General features: G+C 58.7%; 14 protein-coding genes. 4 read left to right on the top strand and 10 right to left on the bottom strand.

What is annotated here, in order from left to right; genetic code table 11:
- Positions 1 to 106: 106 nt before the first annotated feature.
- Together JYJ84_RS01630 and JYJ84_RS01635 are read right to left on the bottom strand one after the other, a co-directional pair.
- Positions 107 to 1,750 (bottom strand): DUF2334 domain-containing protein, encoded by a 1,644-nt coding sequence (locus JYJ84_RS01630; protein ID WP_122948821.1) that lies wholly within the window; start codon positions 1,748 to 1,750, stop codon positions 107 to 109.
- A 12-nt stretch (positions 1,751 to 1,762) separates the two neighbouring features.
- Entirely contained in the window at positions 1,763 to 2,071 is a 309-nt protein-coding gene (locus tag JYJ84_RS01635) for a hypothetical protein (RefSeq protein WP_226218328.1), read from the bottom strand.
- A gap of 968 nt (positions 2,072 to 3,039) precedes the next feature.
- Between JYJ84_RS01635 and JYJ84_RS01640 the strand changes: the two genes are divergently transcribed.
- Positions 3,040 to 4,998 (top strand): glycosyl transferase family protein, encoded by a 1,959-nt coding sequence (locus JYJ84_RS01640; RefSeq protein ID WP_226238289.1) that lies wholly within the window; start codon positions 3,040 to 3,042, stop codon positions 4,996 to 4,998.
- On the top strand, positions 4,995 to 6,689 hold the full coding sequence (locus tag JYJ84_RS01645) for a bacteriophage N4 adsorption protein A (protein ID WP_122948818.1): 1,695 nt from the start codon (positions 4,995 to 4,997) through the stop codon (positions 6,687 to 6,689). The genes JYJ84_RS01640 and JYJ84_RS01645 overlap by 4 nt, the downstream gene beginning before the upstream one ends.
- Positions 6,690 to 6,729: 40 nt before the next feature.
- Here JYJ84_RS01645 and JYJ84_RS01650 read toward each other — a convergent pair whose 3' ends face one another.
- Positions 6,730 to 7,632 carry a hypothetical protein gene (locus JYJ84_RS01650; protein WP_226238293.1) on the bottom strand — a complete coding sequence of 301 codons (903 nt, stop codon included), beginning with the start codon at positions 7,630 to 7,632 and terminating at the stop codon, positions 6,730 to 6,732.
- Between the two features lie 662 nt (positions 7,633 to 8,294).
- The gene (locus JYJ84_RS01655) at positions 8,295 to 8,675 is read right to left on the bottom strand and encodes a hypothetical protein (RefSeq protein WP_122948816.1); all 381 of its coding nucleotides are present in this window, start codon (positions 8,673 to 8,675) and stop codon (positions 8,295 to 8,297) included.
- Between the two features lie 167 nt (positions 8,676 to 8,842).
- Between JYJ84_RS01655 and tssF the strand changes: the two genes are divergently transcribed.
- Positions 8,843 to 10,732 (top strand): type VI secretion system baseplate subunit TssF, encoded by a 1,890-nt coding sequence (gene tssF, locus JYJ84_RS01660; protein ID WP_236027148.1) that lies wholly within the window; start codon positions 8,843 to 8,845, stop codon positions 10,730 to 10,732.
- Between the two features lie 68 nt (positions 10,733 to 10,800).
- Here tssF and JYJ84_RS01665 read toward each other — a convergent pair whose 3' ends face one another.
- The 4 genes from JYJ84_RS01665 to JYJ84_RS37575 all read right to left on the bottom strand — a co-directional run bounded on the left by JYJ84_RS01665 (position 10,801) and on the right by JYJ84_RS37575 (position 13,326).
- A complete protein-coding gene (locus tag JYJ84_RS01665) occupies positions 10,801 to 11,076 on the bottom strand; it encodes a PAAR domain-containing protein (protein ID WP_122948814.1) in 276 nt (91 codons plus the stop codon).
- Between the two features lie 57 nt (positions 11,077 to 11,133).
- Positions 11,134 to 11,871 (bottom strand): putative type VI secretion system effector, encoded by a 738-nt coding sequence (locus tag JYJ84_RS01670; RefSeq protein WP_175219233.1) that lies wholly within the window; start codon positions 11,869 to 11,871, stop codon positions 11,134 to 11,136.
- A gap of 108 nt (positions 11,872 to 11,979) precedes the next feature.
- Positions 11,980 to 12,723: a putative type VI secretion system effector gene (locus JYJ84_RS01675; RefSeq protein WP_122948812.1), complete on the bottom strand. Its 744-nt coding sequence runs from the start codon at positions 12,721 to 12,723 to the stop codon at positions 11,980 to 11,982.
- A gap of 108 nt (positions 12,724 to 12,831) precedes the next feature.
- A complete protein-coding gene (locus JYJ84_RS37575; RefSeq protein WP_275890699.1) occupies positions 12,832 to 13,326 on the bottom strand; it encodes a putative type VI secretion system effector in 495 nt (164 codons plus the stop codon).
- Positions 13,327 to 14,001: 675 nt separating this feature from the next.
- Between JYJ84_RS37575 and JYJ84_RS37585 the strand changes: the two genes are divergently transcribed.
- Entirely contained in the window at positions 14,002 to 14,127 is a 126-nt protein-coding gene (locus JYJ84_RS37585; RefSeq protein WP_236027151.1) for a type VI secretion system baseplate subunit TssF, read from the top strand.
- A 52-nt stretch (positions 14,128 to 14,179) separates the two neighbouring features.
- On the opposite strand, the gene JYJ84_RS01690 is transcribed toward JYJ84_RS37585, so the two are convergent.
- Complete coding sequence (locus JYJ84_RS01690; protein ID WP_043178489.1) at positions 14,180 to 14,431, bottom strand: PAAR domain-containing protein; 252 nt, start codon at positions 14,429 to 14,431, stop codon at positions 14,180 to 14,182.
- A gap of 34 nt (positions 14,432 to 14,465) precedes the next feature.
- Positions 14,466 to 15,200, bottom strand: coding sequence for a putative type VI secretion system effector (locus JYJ84_RS01695; protein WP_122948811.1), 735 nt, complete (start codon positions 15,198 to 15,200; stop codon positions 14,466 to 14,468).
- Between the last annotated feature and the right edge of the window lie 124 nt (positions 15,201 to 15,324).

A 15,324-nucleotide genomic window follows, 5' to 3' on the forward strand; every position in this document is an offset into this window, starting at 1 on the left:
GCTGGCTCCCCGGGAAGCATGCCTGCGCGTCATCGTAGCCGATCAAACGCAAACGTGCGACCCGCGTTGCCAATGCGGGTCGCACGGGGCTGAAGCTACGCCTGCGTCACTTGGCCGTCGTGCCGTCCACCCACGTGTAGCCGAGATTCGTGATGCCGGTGACGAGACTCTGGAAGTCCTGGTATGCCGGCAATCCGAGATCGGGTTCGAGCCAGTACGGATGGAAGAAGAACGACGCGAACCCGTCCCGCACCGCCAGACCATACTGGGCATTGGTCACGATTTGCTGCCACGTGTACGTGATGCACGAGAACGGGTCGATATTGCAGATGTTGTACTGCACACTGCCCAGGTTCTCCGGAATGATTCGTTGCCCGTAGTAATCGGTGTTGATGATGTACGGGAAGAACTGCCCGGCGGAAAAGTCCTGGTTGGCCGCACCCGTTCCCAGTTGCGGATTGGTCGCGGTGTAATACACGGCCCGCTGGAACGTGGTCGGGAACGTGAGGGCGGTTGCCGACGATGCGGCCGGCGACATCTGGTACTGCGGCGCGGCCCAGCCGACGACCTTGTAGCCGTTGGTCGTGAACTCGAGCAGTCCATCGGCCATTCTGCCTTCCGCCCATTGCACGGAGTCCTCATCGACCGGGCGGTTCTGCACGGCGAACCAGAACTCGTAATCGCTGCCGCTCACGGCGTTCTGCAGGTTCGGCGTCGAATCGTACTGGTGCGTATAGCCGTGCATCACGATCGAGCCGCCGTGCGCGACCGCATAGTTCAGCGCACTCTTGAGGCCGGTTGCCTGTGCCAGATGAATCGTCTCCGGCACGCCGCCGTTGTAATAGCCGTTCGGGTCCGTATACAACGGGATGGTTGCCATCGTGAACGGGATCTTCTTCGAGTACAGGAAATTCGTCAGCTTCTGCATCGAGCTCGTCGTCGTGTACGCGTCGAGATCCTCCAGGCGGACGAGCGCACGATGATTCACCGGTGCATTGGTCTTCAGGATGTCGTGCAGGATGTCGCAAATCACCAGGTAGCGATCCGTCGGGCCGATGTAGGAAAACGGCATGTCCGCGAAGTACCAGAGATTGCCGGAGCGCATGACGTACGGCGCAGTTGCACCGCTCTGGCTGTTCTTGATGGTGACGAGCGCCTGCGCCTTGGTGGCATCGACGATCTGGGTCAGGCCGACATCCGGATCCGCACTGATGACGCCGGTCGACGCGTTATACGCGTAGTACTTGACCATCGACAGGTTCTTGTACGAGACCGTGTCGTAGAAGCCGGGATTCGGATTGCTCGCCGAAGGCGTCGCGTTCATCCCCGCAAGGCCCTGGAAGCTGAACCCGTAGGTCTGGTTGAACGTGTAGGCCGTGTTCCATGCCAGTTCCCACAGGTTGTACTTGAACCAGACCACCGTCTTCTGGGCGGTCATCACGTCGCTCAGGAACGCCGTCGGAATCGGGTTGTTGTAGTAGTCGCCGATATAGAACGTCGCGTCGTGGCTTCCGATCATGCCGGACGTGTAGTTCTGGATCGGAACCAGATCGACCGTCGTATTGAAATGGCCAAGCAGGTTCCTCAGCATGATGCTGTACATCAGGCCCAGCTTCGAATAAGGATCGTTCGCCGGATTGTCGTACAGTACGAGCGTATGGGCGGTGGTGGCCTGCGCATGCGCGGTGCCCGGCAATGTCATTTGCGCGAGTCCCGCAAGCAGGGCGATGACGAGCAAGATCTTTTTCATGGCCGTTTCTCCCTAGTCACGTTCCACATTGCCATTGGATTTCTTGACGGACTTCCTGTCGAACTTCGGGCGGCCCGTTTCCTTGTACGCCTTGTCCCAATCCTCGTCGGACATGCCTGCTTTCACTTGGATCTGAGACGAGCCGTTCGGCAGCGGAGGCGGTTTGACCTTACTCTGGACAGAAGAATTGCCGTTCTGCTGCGCACTCGCATCCTGAACGCCGACGGCGAATGCAAGCGTGGCGATTATTGCGACGAGCGATCCGGCGGTGCTCAACCCGTTCCGAAAAGATTGCTTGCGATGCGAAGGCATGATTTTCATCCTTTGATATGCAAAATAAGTCCATCTCGTTAACGAAACGAGCACGGCGAAGCGCCATCCGGATTCGGGGCGTTATGTCGTGAATTTCTGCTGCGCGATTGAAACCAGACGAATAAATCCGGCAGGAGATGTTTTGACTGTCAAGCTAGAACCGTACCATCGGTCCCAAAAGGGCATAGCGACAAGGCGCCGAAATTGACGCATCTACGCAGCTCGAAAATGCGTCGATAAAACGTTTCACGCGTGCAACGCGGCGGTGTCACGAATTTAATCGGACAAACACGCAAAACTTGTTCGTACGATTCAGGGAAAACCAGCCAATCGCCGTTCATTGCAGCGATGCAACGCGGCGATCGTCACGGGTGACATGCACACGCCATGACGACTGACGCACCGCATTTCCGGTTCAACGCCAATCCATCCTGCCGGCCACCGCTGGAATCGCGTGGCGATTTCCCGAGGGCCACGGTCGCGGCGCGTCGGAGGGTCTGAAAACGATGTGTCATCCGGTCGGTCGATCGCGCGTTTCAGCACTGAAACATTTGGCACGGATTCGGTGGGCCGATCCTGCACGACGCCCCGCGCGACGCCCGCAAGGTCAAGGGTCGCGCAGCGATGGCGCACGACTTGCTACATGAGCAGTGGGTTGCGAAGCCGGTGCGCGGGGAGCACTGCGCGTGCGCCGGGTGGAGAGCCGCTGCAAGCGCTGACGCGTGCAGGGACGGCGGCAGGCAAGCAGGGAACAGGCTGTCGAAAAGTCATCCACTGAACACGTTGCATCGTGCGCGATGCAACGGGGCCGCATCGAGGAAGGTCGCGCCCTGCGCAGCGCCTTTTTGAGCGGTAGACATGCGCGTGGCGCAAACCACGGAGTGGACGTGACGGGGGCGACGAGGACGGAGAACGTTTCGTCTTGCGTCGGTACGAGGGGAAATAATCCAATACAAGATAACAGTGCGGAAAAAATGATGGATCACATGATTTGGAGTGCATATTTATATGCACTTAACCTTGTCACCATTGTGACCGCAATCGTCATCCTGGTGAGCACACTGGATGACCTCACCCTGGACGCCTGTTACTGGTCCTTTGAAATCGGGCGGATCCTGCGCCGCGAAAAATCGCAAACGATCGATATCGGCATGCTGCGCACGCTGGAAGAGCGGCATCTGGCGCTGATGGTGCCGGCCTGGAAAGAATATGACGTAATCGCCAAGATGATCGAAAACACGTTGGCGACCCTCGAATACGAGCGCTACGTGATATTCGTCGGCACCTATCACAACGATGCCGAAACCACGGCCGAGGTCGAACGGATGGTCCGCCGGTATCCGGGCAGGGTCACGCGCGCGACGGTCATGAACGACGGGCCCACCTGCAAGGCGGACTGCCTGAACTGGATCGTCGAAGCCATCCTGCGCTACGAAGCGGTTCATCACATCCAGTTCGCGGGCGTCGTCATGCACGACTGCGAGGATGTCATTCATCCGGTCGAACTCAAGTACCTCAACCACGCGGTTGCGGAGAGCGACCTGGTCCAGCTTCCCGTGCTGTCCTTGCCGCGCAAGTGGAACGAGTTCGTCGCCGGCTGCTACCTCGACGACTTCAGCGAAACGCACCAGAAGGACGTGCCGGTGCGGGCCCGCCTGACCGGCATCGTCCCGGGCGCGGGCGTTGCGTCGTGCTACAGCAGGCGCTCGATCGAAGCGGCGATGAAGGAACGCAACGGTTGCCCGTTCAACACCAGTTCGCTGACCGAGGACTACGACTTCAGCTTTCGGCTGAGGGACCTCGGCATGAAGGAAACCTTCGCCCGCTTTCCGCTTTCGGATATCGCGCGCGACACCGGGCGCGAGCGTGCCGGCAGCAGCGTCGTCAATCGAAACCTGCTGGCCACGCGCGAGTACTTTCCCAAGACATTTCGCACCGCCTACCGTCAGCGCGCCCGCTGGATTCTCGGCATCGCCTTTCAAGGCTGGGAGCAACTCGGCTGGAAAGGCAACCTGCTCACCCGCTACATGTTCTTCCACGATCGCAAAGGCATCGTGACGTCACTGTTTTCGGTGATCGCCTATGGCGTGCTGCTCAACTTCCTGTTGCTGGCCGCCCTTCAGAAAGCCGGCCATGCCATCCCTGCCGGCGCCACCGCCCTCGCGGCGGGCTCCTGGGTCGCGCCGCTGCTGTGGGTGAACACCGCCATGCTGTTTGCGCGTGCGGGGCAACGCTATCACTTCGTCAGCAAGCTGAACGGCCCGGTCCAGGGGCTGCTCTCGATTCCGCGGATGTTCGTCAACAACCTGATCAATTTCTACGCGGTCTGCCGCGCGTGGCGCATCTATCTCGGCCATCTCGTGAGCGGCAAGCCCATCGCGTGGGACAAGACCAGTCATACCTACCTGTCGAACCAGGAACTCGGCAAAGCGCGCCTCAAGATCGGCGAGATCCTCGTCGGTTGGGGGGTGGTCACGCTGGAGCAATTGCAGGCGAGCCTGGAGAAACAGCTGATCTGCGGCAAGCGGCTCGGTGAGTTGTTGATCGAAGGTAGCGCGCTCTCGACCGAATCGCTGGCGGATGCAATCGCCGAACAAGCCGAACTGCCTCGGGTGTGCCTGGGCAACGTCGCGGTGGGCCACTTCGCGGATTCGCTGGCATTCGAGCTGCAGTACGCGTATCGGGCCGTCCCGTTTTCAACGGCGGACGACGGCACGTTGAACATCGCGGTCGGGCGGCCGCTCACGCCGGACGAACAGGATGTCGTGCGGCGCGGCGCCCGGACGAAGGTCGCCTATTTCATTGCCTGCGACCTGGAGATTTCCGCCGAACTCGCCCGGCACTCGCGCTTCGTCGAACTCGCACGCGTACGCGACGGCGATCCGGCAGCGCAGCAGGGCGCTCCCGCGAAAAAACCGTCGGGAGAACAGGCATGAAGCATTCGAGACTCCCGATCGCGGCCAGCCTCAAGCGCTGCGCACGGTTGAGCGCACTGGCGATCGCCGTGTCGCTGGCCTGGCAGGCGCCGGCATCCGCCGCCCAGCACCTGACGCCCAAAGCCTACCGGCTCGCCGACAGCGCCTACAAGGCGATCAATGCCGGCGACCTGCCCCTCGCCGAAGTGTATGCGTCGCGCGCCATCAAGATTCAGCCCGGCAGCGAACAGCTCGGGCTGCTGCTCGTCGATGTCTACAGACGGGAAGGCAAAGTCGACGAAGCGGACGCGATGACCGAATCGCTGATCGTTCGTTTTCCGAAGAGTGCGGCGGTACGCGCGCAGCATGGCTACCTGGCGCAGCGTCAGATGCGCTACGACGTTGCATGCAGCGATTTCGCCACCGCCGTCGCGACCGGGAAATGGAGCAAGGAACAGCAGCGCAACCTGCGCCTCGCCTGGGCGGACAGCGCGCTCTCCGCGAAGCGTCCGCATGAAGCCGGCATTGCACTGACGCCGCTGGCCGATGAAAAATCGGCCGTGGTCCAGTTGCGTATCGCTCAGATGAGCCTGCAGGCCGGCGACCGTGACACCGCGATCCGCATGGCGGACCTGGCGGCCAGCGATGCGACGACGGACGGCGAGCGCAACATGGCTGCGTCGATCGCGGCACAGGCGCGGCAAGACGATCAGGCCGCTCAGGCGCCGGTGGACAATACCGCGCAACAGAAATTGCAGGAAGCCTATGACCTGCTGCGCGACCACAAGGATCGCGAGGCGCTCGACGCGTTCCAGGAGGGATTTTCCGGCGGTGCCGGCAACGCGATGAACTACGCGGACGCGGGCTACGCCGCCAAGCGGATCGGGCTGAACCAGGAGTCCATCGATCTGTTCGAGCACAGCCTCGACGCCGACGAAAACGAACACACGTTCGATGCGCAGCACAAGTTCGGCTATCGGCGGGAAGTCGAGCAGCTTCAGCGCTCCTGGGGGTTCGTGCTGAGCGCGCCGTACCAGTCGGCCGCGTTCGGCCCGCAAGGCACCATCAGCGTGTTGCAGCCGGGTATCGAGGTGTATTGGCAGCCGCCGAAGATCGGCTATCAGAACGGCCGCATCTTCCAGTTCTTCGTGCGCGGATACGGCACGGCCTACGACGGGACGGGCAACGTGACCGGCATGCCGACCGTGCAGGGTTCGGTGGGCGCACGCTACAAGCCGCTGCCCGACCAGAACGTCGTGCTGACCGCCGAGCGGCTGTTCCACATCGGCAGCCTGTCGATGACCGACTGGCTGATGCGCCTCGGTTATTCGTCGGAAGCGGGGACCGACCTGAGGGTGACGGAACCGAGCTGGCGCAGCTGGCAGGCGTATGTCGAGGGCGCGTACTTCATCAGTGCGGGTCGGTACATCATTTATTCGGAGTTGCGTTACGGGCACACCTGGCGCTTGCCGATGATCAGCGATCGGCTGACCATCTACCCCCACGCCGCGGTGGCTGGCGATCACGACAATCGACAACCGGACAAGACGGCGATCGGCGCCGGGCCCGGCATCCAGTTGCGGTACTGGTTTCGCGAAGGCCGCTATAGCGCGCCGGCAAGCTATCTGGATGTCACGGTGCAATATCGGTTCGGTTTGACGTCAGCGGCACGCGCACGTGGTCTCGTGGTACGCGCGACATTGTGGTTCTAGCCATCGACGCTGACGCTTGATCTTGAACGGCGCTTGTCGCTTAGTTGGGCGACTTGAGCGGAAGGATCGTTTGACGCAACAGCTGGAAGTACGAGCTCGTCGAATACGGGAGCATTTGCTCGACGTAGTTCCACCAGAAGAATCCGCCGATGAAACGCGGATCGGTCATGCTGTTGACCATCGGGTAGTACGTCTTGATCAGGTTCTGCTGCACCGATGCCGGCGCGGAGATTTCCGAGGTACCGATTTCGCCGAAGCCGACCTTCGCGTTCGGGAAGATGCTTTCCAGCGCCGCGAAATCGTTCTTCCACGTCGGACTCAGCCCCGGGCAATCCTGGTACGGGTAGTAGCTGAACAGTGCATAGTCGGCCTGCTGGCGGACCGTCGAGGACAGGAAGGTGGTCGGCCACGTCTTCCAGTAATCCTGCGGCTTCTCCCAGCAGTTGTTGCCCTTGCTGTCGTCGTTGTAGTACAGCGTGATGGCCGTCTTGCCGCCGTTCGATTTGACGATCTGGTTGGCCGCGGCAACCATCTGGCCGATCTGCTGCTCTTGCGAGTTGACCACGCTGTTGGTGCCGCTCGGGTCGTTACGCAGCCATTCGCCGTTGATTTCGTTCGCGATCTCCCAGACGTCGACGGTGTTCTTCAACTGCGACACCAGTTCCTGCGTTCGTGCCTGATACGTGGCGAGATCTGTCGGGAAATAGTAAGAATCGTAGACTTCGCCCATCACGTACGCGACTGCGTGCAGGCGCAGCAGCGGTGCGTAGTAGTCGGCAGCCGACGTACCCGGATCGAACACGACGCGCACGGTGGGCTTGTACGGCAGGTTCTGCAGCGACGCGACGATGGCGTCCAGCTTGGTCAGGTCGTCGAGGGTCACGCCGTAGACGGGATTCTTCAGAGGTTCGACCTGGGCTTCGGCGGGCCGGGATAAGGGCATGAGCCCGGCATAAGCAACGCATGCGGCGATGGCCGTGCGCGAGAGATTTTTCGTCAGTTTTTTCAAAACGCTTTCCGTCCTAAAGTAAGAAGAAGCGCGATTTTAGACGAAAATAAAAGGCAATTATCGGATGATATCGAAAGTAGCGAGCCCCAAAAAGATCGTTAGGATCGGTATCGAAAGTGAGAACGCCGGGGCTTCGCGGCCGGGCAGTTGTTACGAGATACTGATCAATTGCACTGCAGCATCGGCGCGGAAAGCTGGCGCGGGGTGCCGGCAGGCGGGCGGGCGACGCGTGCGTCTCAGGGTAAAGCCGATGTCCGGGTGGCCGGGTGCAAACGATTGCCAACGCCCGAAGCGGGTGGCAACCCACCTCGACCGACACGTGCGACACCGCGACAGGCGCCGCCCGCGACACGGGAACTCACCAGGCGACCGGTAGCGGAAGCCGCCACGACGAAGGAGCGTGGCGCACGGATCAGCGCCCGTGCCATCCCGAATCCGGAAACCGCGCCCCGATCAGAACCGCTCCTGGCCATGCGCCTGCCAAGCGCCGCGAATTCGCGCCCGGGAAGCACACACGCCTCACCACGCTTCGCAGGTGCCATGCACGTGCCCAGCGCGGCTCCGGCACACCGATACCCGTTGAGACCGGAACCGGATCAGCCTTTGGATCGTTGCCAACGATGCATGAGCCAGAACACGCATCCCGCCACCGCACCCAGACATACGAACGCCAGGAACCCCAAAGCGGCCGACAAACCGGCTTTGAAAAGATCGTCATCCCAGATCGACGTGTAAATCAAAAAGGTGGCAATCCAAGTCAACAATCCAGTAATCCCGCCACACAGACACGATGCGATCACGGAAACGCGCCAGTATTTCACTACCAGCAGATATTGTGGAATTGCAAACACTGCCGTGCCGAAATAGGCGATTGGAATGGAATATTTCAGCGACCCGTGATCGCCGGTGAAATACGACCACAGCAGACCGGGCACGAGGGCCGAGAGCGCAAAGGCAAGAAAAGGGATCTGACGCATCGGTGCAGGCAGCCGTTCGCTGCGGAAAGTCTATTGGAATCAGGCTTGGTCGGCGGACGGCTCGGGAACTTCACGCAATCACGGCATCGCGGCCCTGCCAGTCGGTCGAGAACACTTCAACGAGCGTCGTCGATTAAGCGGTTATCATAGCGACAGCCGACCTTAGTATGCCTGACACCATTCAGCGCAACCGCCAAACGGCGAACAGACAGTTTTGTCGTCGTGCCGGCTCCTCACTTTACGCGATGGATTACCTGCTTCCGCATTACGAACGAGAACTTGCACTACTACGCCGATCGGTTGCCGCCTTCGCATCGCGCTATCCCAAGATTGCCATTCGGCTCGGGATCAGCGGCGACCGTTCCGAAGATCCCCATCTCGAGCGAATGCTGCAGTCGTTCGCGCTCCTCGCGGCGGATATAGACAGTCGGCTCGATGACAGCTATCCGGAGTTTGCCGACGCCCTCCTCGGCATGCTTTACCCCCGGTATCTACGCGCGTTTCCGGCATGCGCGGTCGCCCAGTTCGATGTCTCGGACATGTTCGACAAAATCACCGAGCCGTCCATCGCTCCCCGCGCAACAGAGCTGGTCAGCAAGACCGAAGACTACCGTTTCCGAACCGTCTATGACGTAACGCTGGCACCCGTCCGTATTTCGGATGCACGCTACACGTCGGCGTCGGCCGCCCCGTCCAATGTGGCGCTGCCTCCGAACACGGCTGGCCTGCTCTCCATCACCTTCGAAGTTGCCCGGCCGGACTTCCGCATCGACGCCATGCCCCACCCGTTGCGCATCCACATCAGTGGCGCCAGCGAAGTCGTCAGCGCCACAATGGATGCGATGACGATATACACGGCCGCAGCCTTCGTCGAGGACACCGAACATCGCTGGGAGGCACTGAACGCGCCGCCCCTTGCCGCAGCCGGCTACGGTGATTCCGAGAGGTTGATTGACGAAGATGACGGCCCGGCAGCCTTGAGGTTGCTGAGCGAATACTTTGCGTATCCGAAGAAATTCGAATTTGTCGACGTCGATCTCGCGTCGCTCGCGCGCGCGGCAGGCTCCGGGCCACGTCTGACACTCCACCTCGCCATTTCCAGTATTCACCCGGATTCGCCGGCCGCCCAGAGGTTAAAGAACCTGTCGGCCGACCATCTCAGGCTCTTTTGCACGCCAATCGTCAACCTGTTCCAACTCACATCACTGTCGCTCAAGCGAGACCCGATCAGCGGCACGTATCCCGTCCGATCCCAGAATACCGATGTCGCCGACGTCGAAATCTGCTCGGTCGACGCAGTCCGCGCCACGACAAACGCATCCCGGGCGAACGTCATTCATCCGTTCACATCGCTCATGCATGGCAGTTCTACGAAGCCGGCCGGTCCCTACTGGGTGCCCAAGCAACGCAACGCAGCTGCTCCATCGGACAAGAAGGAGACCGCACTCGATTTGGTCGGACTGGACGGACGACCCGCTGCCGAGACCGGGATTGAGCAAATAGTGGTAGATGTCACCTGCTCGAATGGCGATCTCCCTCGCACGATGCGATTCGGTGCCGACGATGGCGATCTGGTCAATGAGCAGGGTGCGCTAGTGTCACGCATCGTGATGTTGAGCACTCCGACGGAGGTCGAACGTTTGCCGCGCGATGGAAATGCGGTATGGCGGTTTATCGCGCTGCTCGCCCCACACTCGATCGAACTGACTCGAGCGGGGCTCGTGGATCTGAAACGCGTATTCCGCGAATTCTCGAATCATGCTGCGAGACACGCGAACCTGCTGGATGGACTGACGAACCTGAGCCATCGCGTCAAGCAGCTCTGGTTGTCGGGAGAACCGATGCCGAGCTTCGTGCGGGGCCTGGAAGTGACGCTGACAGTCGATGAACAGGCATTCGCCGCTGCCAGCCTCAGCACGTTCATTGTCGTCATGGACCACTTTTTCGCCATGCACGCGCCCGCGACAAGCTTCGTTCAACTCGTCGTGACGTCTGCCAACAATGGTAGAGAAATTCGACGGTGCACTCCGAGGCCCGGCACGATCCCGCTGGCCTGACGGGATGGGGCACGACCCATCATTACGGGGGGAATTGATGCCCCAACGACATGAGGCCTATCTCTGCTTCATACCGTCGAACAACCTGATCCATTGCCTGCTTTAACGTGGTTCGTTCCACACGGGCACAGCACCAGATCGCCATCCAACACACAGGACCGACCGTCCTCTTGCATGTCGGTACCGCTAGCTTGGATCGGGTACTCGCCCGGGCATCGGGTGCAGGTTGCCATTTCATGATCCAAGGCGATACGTCTGTCACCGTCGTGCATGCTCGACGCAGTCGCGATGACGCGCCCGCCGGTCGTGGTCGAATCGCCATCGCATACCAATGCTTTACTCATCGTGCTCTCCCGCTGGCTGCCCCGTGAAAAACATGTTCGCCGCTTATCGACGGCAGCTCAGGAATCGCTGTAACGAAAAATAAGCTTGCCCATCTGCCATGGATCTTCCGGTTGCCTCAGCTTCTTTGAAGTTTTCGGCAAGTTAACGTTGGGGGGATCTTTCCAGCCAAAAGTCTCAAATATCTTGTTGGCCATGGGCAACTGCTTCTTGAATTTATGTCCAATCCTAAAAGCAATGAAAATCGCCAAGACCTCTACCGCCAACCAGATACCAAACAGCGCCTTACCTACAAAGAGCCACTCCTCTTGATCCTGTGGCAGCGGCTGCATTAAAAAAAACGTCGGAACTAACGCACATGTACTCCAAAATAGAACCGACCATTTTAGGAGAAATTTGACAAGCGCTCGGCTACCACGCTCGCAATGAGGATGGACCGACAGAATGCCATCGCTACACCGCCTGATCGCGTATCCCATCCATCCCGATCCCACCCGCTCCGCGACGACCTCAACCTCATCACCATTTTCGAAGACAGACAGCCAGATCCATGCGCGGACTTCCTCACCGTTCAGCCTGAAGGTCACTAGATCCCCCATCGTTTCGGTGAACTGCGTGGATGTACTGACGTTCAGGGCAATGTCGTTCAGGCCAGCCAGCGCTGCGACGACCGCAGTGCGCTCCATGGCTTGCTTGTCCGCTTCCGTGAAAATCGCCTCATAGGACTCACGACGCTTCGTCAGTCCCGTGATGATTCCTCGCAGGAGCACCGGGGCAGTAGCCGGCTTACTATCCATCTCAGGATTCCATGACAGTCAACGCGCACGGTGATTCACATCCAGATTTGCAAACCACCCTTACACACTACTCACGTTTCCGCGCCCTCTTTTCTTACTCACCGAAGCTCAGGACTCGCTGTAACGAAAGATGAGCTTGCCCATCTGCCACGTATCTTCCGGCTGCCTCAGCCTCTTTGAAGTTTTCGGCAAGTTAACATTGCGAGGATCTTTCCAGCCAAATGTCTCAAATATCTTGTTGGCCATAGGCACTTGCCTTTTGAATCTCCGCCAAATTCCAAATGCCACGAACAAAGCAATCGCCTCCAGCGCCAGTCCGCCCGTCAGGTAGACCTCAAACATCAATTCCCATTTATCAAACGAACTGTCACGCATTACCACTGCTGTGACAAGCAACATCATCACCAACGCACAACCACCCCAAAATAGCGTCGAGAATTTCAGAAAAAATTTAAACAGCGCCCTACTTCCACGCTCGCAATGAGGGTGAACGGACAGAATGCCATCACTACACCGCCTGATTGCGTATCCGATCCATCCAGCCCCCGCTCGCTCCGCGACGACCTCGACCTCGTCACCATTTTCGAAAACAGATAGCCAGATCCATGCGCGGACTTCCTCACCGTTCAGCCTGAAGGTCACTAGATCCCCCGTCGTTTCCGTGAACTCGGTGGATGTACTGAGGTTGAGAGCAATATTATTCAAGCCAGCCAGCGCTGCGACGACCGCAGTGCGCTCCATGGCTTGCTTGTCCGCTTCCGTGAAGATCGCCTCATAGGACTCACGACGCTTCGTCAGCCCCGTGATGACTCCTCGCAGGAGCACCGGGGAAGTAACGTGCTTACTATCCATTTCAGTATTCCATGACAGTCAACGCGCACTGTGATTCATATCCAGATCTGTAAACCAACCTCACACACCACTCATGTTTCCGCGCTCTCTCTTCTTACTCACCAAATCTCAAGACTCGCTGTAACGAAAGATAAGCTTGCCCATCTGCCACGTATCTTCCGGTTGACGCAACTTCTTTGAAGTCTTCGGCAAGTTAACATTGCGAGGATCTTTCCAACCGAATGCCTCAAATATCTTGTTGGCCATGGGCAATTGTCTCTTGAATCTACGACTCATCCCATAGGCGATAGAAATCGCCATAGCCTCAATCAAAACCCACACAACCAGGAAGGATCTAAAAAAGAAACCCCATCGATCATGCAAGTCGTTATACAGCATCATCAACACTACAAGCAGCGTCACTACCAGCGCACACCCACTCCAGAACAAAACCGAAAACTTCACGAAAAATTTAAATAGCGCTCTACTCCCACGCTCGCAATGAGGGTGAACAGACAAAATACCATCACTACACCGCCTGATTGCGTATCCGATCCATCCAGCCCCCGCCCGCTCCGCGACAACTTCGACCTCGTCACCATTTTCGAAAACAGATAGCCAGATCCATGCGCGGACCCCTCACCGTTCAGCCTGAAGGTCACTAGATCCCCCGTCGTTTCCGTGAACTCGGTGGATGTACTGAGGTTGAGAGCAATATCATTCAAGCCAGCCAGCGCTGCGACGACCGCGGTGCGCTCCATGGCTTGCTTGTCCGCTTCCGTGAAGATCGCCTCATAGGACTCACGACGCTTCGTCAGTCCCGTGATGACTCCTCGCAGGAGCACCGGGGCGGTAGCCGGCTTATTTTCCATCTCTAATTTCCCGTTGCAGCAAGCGCCGCCTCAAAAGCCGCCTACTGCTTTTCCGGCGTGTGTCCTTTGTCCGGTGCAGTTCCGAACGGCGAACTTGATAGCCAGTTCTCAAGGTCATCGGGCGTGAAGTAGTTGTAGATCGATGTCACTACCGTCAAGCCCACGGCCACTTCCCAGTCGGTTGCGAGCAGGATCGAACTGACCCGGGCGGGGCTCGTCGATCTGAAACGCCTGTTCCGCGAATTCTCCAATCGCGCTGCGAGACACGCGAACCTGCTGGATGGACTGATGAACCTGAGCCATCGCGTCAAGCAGCTCTGGTTGTCGGGAGAACCGATGCCGAGCTTCGTGCGGGGCCTGGAAGGCACGCTGACAGTCGGATGAACAGGCATTCGCTGCCGCCGGCCTCAGCACGTTCATCGTCGTCATGGATCACTTTTTCGCCATGCACGCGCCCGCGACAGGCTTCGTTCAACTCGTCGTGACGTCTGCCAACAATGGCAAAGAGATTCGACGCTGCACACCGAGGCCAGGCACGATCCTGCTCGCCTGACTTTCCTGCGGCCCAAATCCCGGCGTCATGACACGCACGAAAGAAGTGCTGGTCAGGTAAGGCTCGAGATCAGATGGCAGCCGCAGGTCGCCCGATGACCGTGCCGGGCGATCGGAACACCGTTGTCCGTCATTGATTCATCGCCCTCTACAATCAGATTCGGCTTGACGTCGGGATGCTGAGGACACGACACCTCGTCGCCCTTACGGGCAACAAAACGGCCGTCGAAGCGCATCGTCGATGAACCAGTGATCACCTTGCCGCCGTGGTCGGTGTCATCGCCGACACGGATGAGATTCATCATGAAAAAGCCCATCCTTCGAGTGAGCGAACTACGGTTAGTAACGGAAATACAAGACACCTAATGCGCCTGGCTCGCCAGGCTGCTTGCTCTTTTTCGTGATCGCAGGCAGGTCGATACTTTTCACGTTCTTCCAGCCAAAGCCAGAAAAAATCCCCTCAGCAAGACGAACAAATCCCATCATTTTCCAAGCGATTCGGAATGCAATTACACCTGTGACAGCTAAAACCCCAACGCCTCCCCAGAGGAACATATCAAATATTCCCGCCCAGTTATGAAGGTCCTTGAAGTACGCCATGACTATTCCGAGAATGTTCATGACCAATAGCAGCGACCCAGTGAGTCCAATCCACCACCGCGCCGTTGCCTTGTAATGCGCATATCTCCCTCTGCTGCAATGTGGGTGTAACGCAAGAATTTGGTCACCGAGGCGCCTGATGCCGAATGCAATCCATATATCGCCAGACTGTTCTGCCACGACCTCAACCTCATCACCTTCCTTAAATACAGACACCCATACCCAAGCCCGAACTTTTTTTTCACCTAAGTCGAATTCAAGAAGATCGGCCTCCTCGGCCGTATCATCCGCAGACGCGGCTAGCCCGATGGCTACCCCACCCAGACCCGCCAGCCCAGCCACAACAGCCGTTGCGCCCATTGCCGTCCGATCCGCTTCTGTAAACAAAAACTCCTGAGACTGCCTCGTGCTACGAAGATTCCAGATACGCCCGCTCAACAGTTGCGTGGGGGAGGATTGTGCCGTGTCTGCCATCGTCAATCCATTCAGTCAGCCGAAAGACCCATTACCTTCAATGACCGTTCAAATTCATCGCTCTGCTTTCCCGCATCCCAAGCCGGATTCGCAGATTGGATGGCATTCCCAGGTCGCTCGATGA

It is taken from the genome of Burkholderia sp. LMG 13014, assembly GCF_905232215.1.
Classification (GTDB): Bacteria; Pseudomonadota; Gammaproteobacteria; order Burkholderiales; family Burkholderiaceae; genus Burkholderia.

Bases quoted from the DNA above. Each gene is read 5' to 3' on its own strand.
- JYJ84_RS01630 (WP_122948821.1), bottom strand. From the start codon at position 1,750: ATGAAAAAGATCTTGCTCGTCATCGCCCTGCTTGCGGGACTCGCGCAA.
- JYJ84_RS01635 (WP_226218328.1), bottom strand. From the start codon at position 2,071: ATGAAAATCATGCCTTCGCATCGCAAGCAATCTTTTCGGAACGGGTTG.
- JYJ84_RS01640 (WP_226238289.1), top strand. From the start codon at position 3,040: ATGGATCACATGATTTGGAGTGCATATTTATATGCACTTAACCTTGTC.
- JYJ84_RS01645 (WP_122948818.1), top strand. From the start codon at position 4,995: ATGAAGCATTCGAGACTCCCGATCGCGGCCAGCCTCAAGCGCTGCGCA.
- JYJ84_RS01650 (WP_226238293.1), bottom strand. From the start codon at position 7,632: ATGCCCTTATCCCGGCCCGCCGAAGCCCAGGTCGAACCTCTGAAGAAT.
- JYJ84_RS01655 (WP_122948816.1), bottom strand. From the start codon at position 8,675: ATGCGTCAGATCCCTTTTCTTGCCTTTGCGCTCTCGGCCCTCGTGCCC.
- tssF (WP_236027148.1), top strand. From the start codon at position 8,843: ATGCCTGACACCATTCAGCGCAACCGCCAAACGGCGAACAGACAGTTT.
- JYJ84_RS01665 (WP_122948814.1), bottom strand. From the start codon at position 11,076: ATGAGTAAAGCATTGGTATGCGATGGCGATTCGACCACGACCGGCGGG.
- JYJ84_RS01670 (WP_175219233.1), bottom strand. From the start codon at position 11,871: ATGGATAGTAAGCCGGCTACTGCCCCGGTGCTCCTGCGAGGAATCATC.
- JYJ84_RS01675 (WP_122948812.1), bottom strand. From the start codon at position 12,723: ATGGATAGTAAGCACGTTACTTCCCCGGTGCTCCTGCGAGGAGTCATC.
- JYJ84_RS37585 (WP_236027151.1), top strand. From the start codon at position 14,002: ATGGATCACTTTTTCGCCATGCACGCGCCCGCGACAGGCTTCGTTCAA.
- JYJ84_RS01690 (WP_043178489.1), bottom strand. From the start codon at position 14,431: ATGATGAATCTCATCCGTGTCGGCGATGACACCGACCACGGCGGCAAG.
- JYJ84_RS01695 (WP_122948811.1), bottom strand. From the start codon at position 15,200: ATGGCAGACACGGCACAATCCTCCCCCACGCAACTGTTGAGCGGGCGT.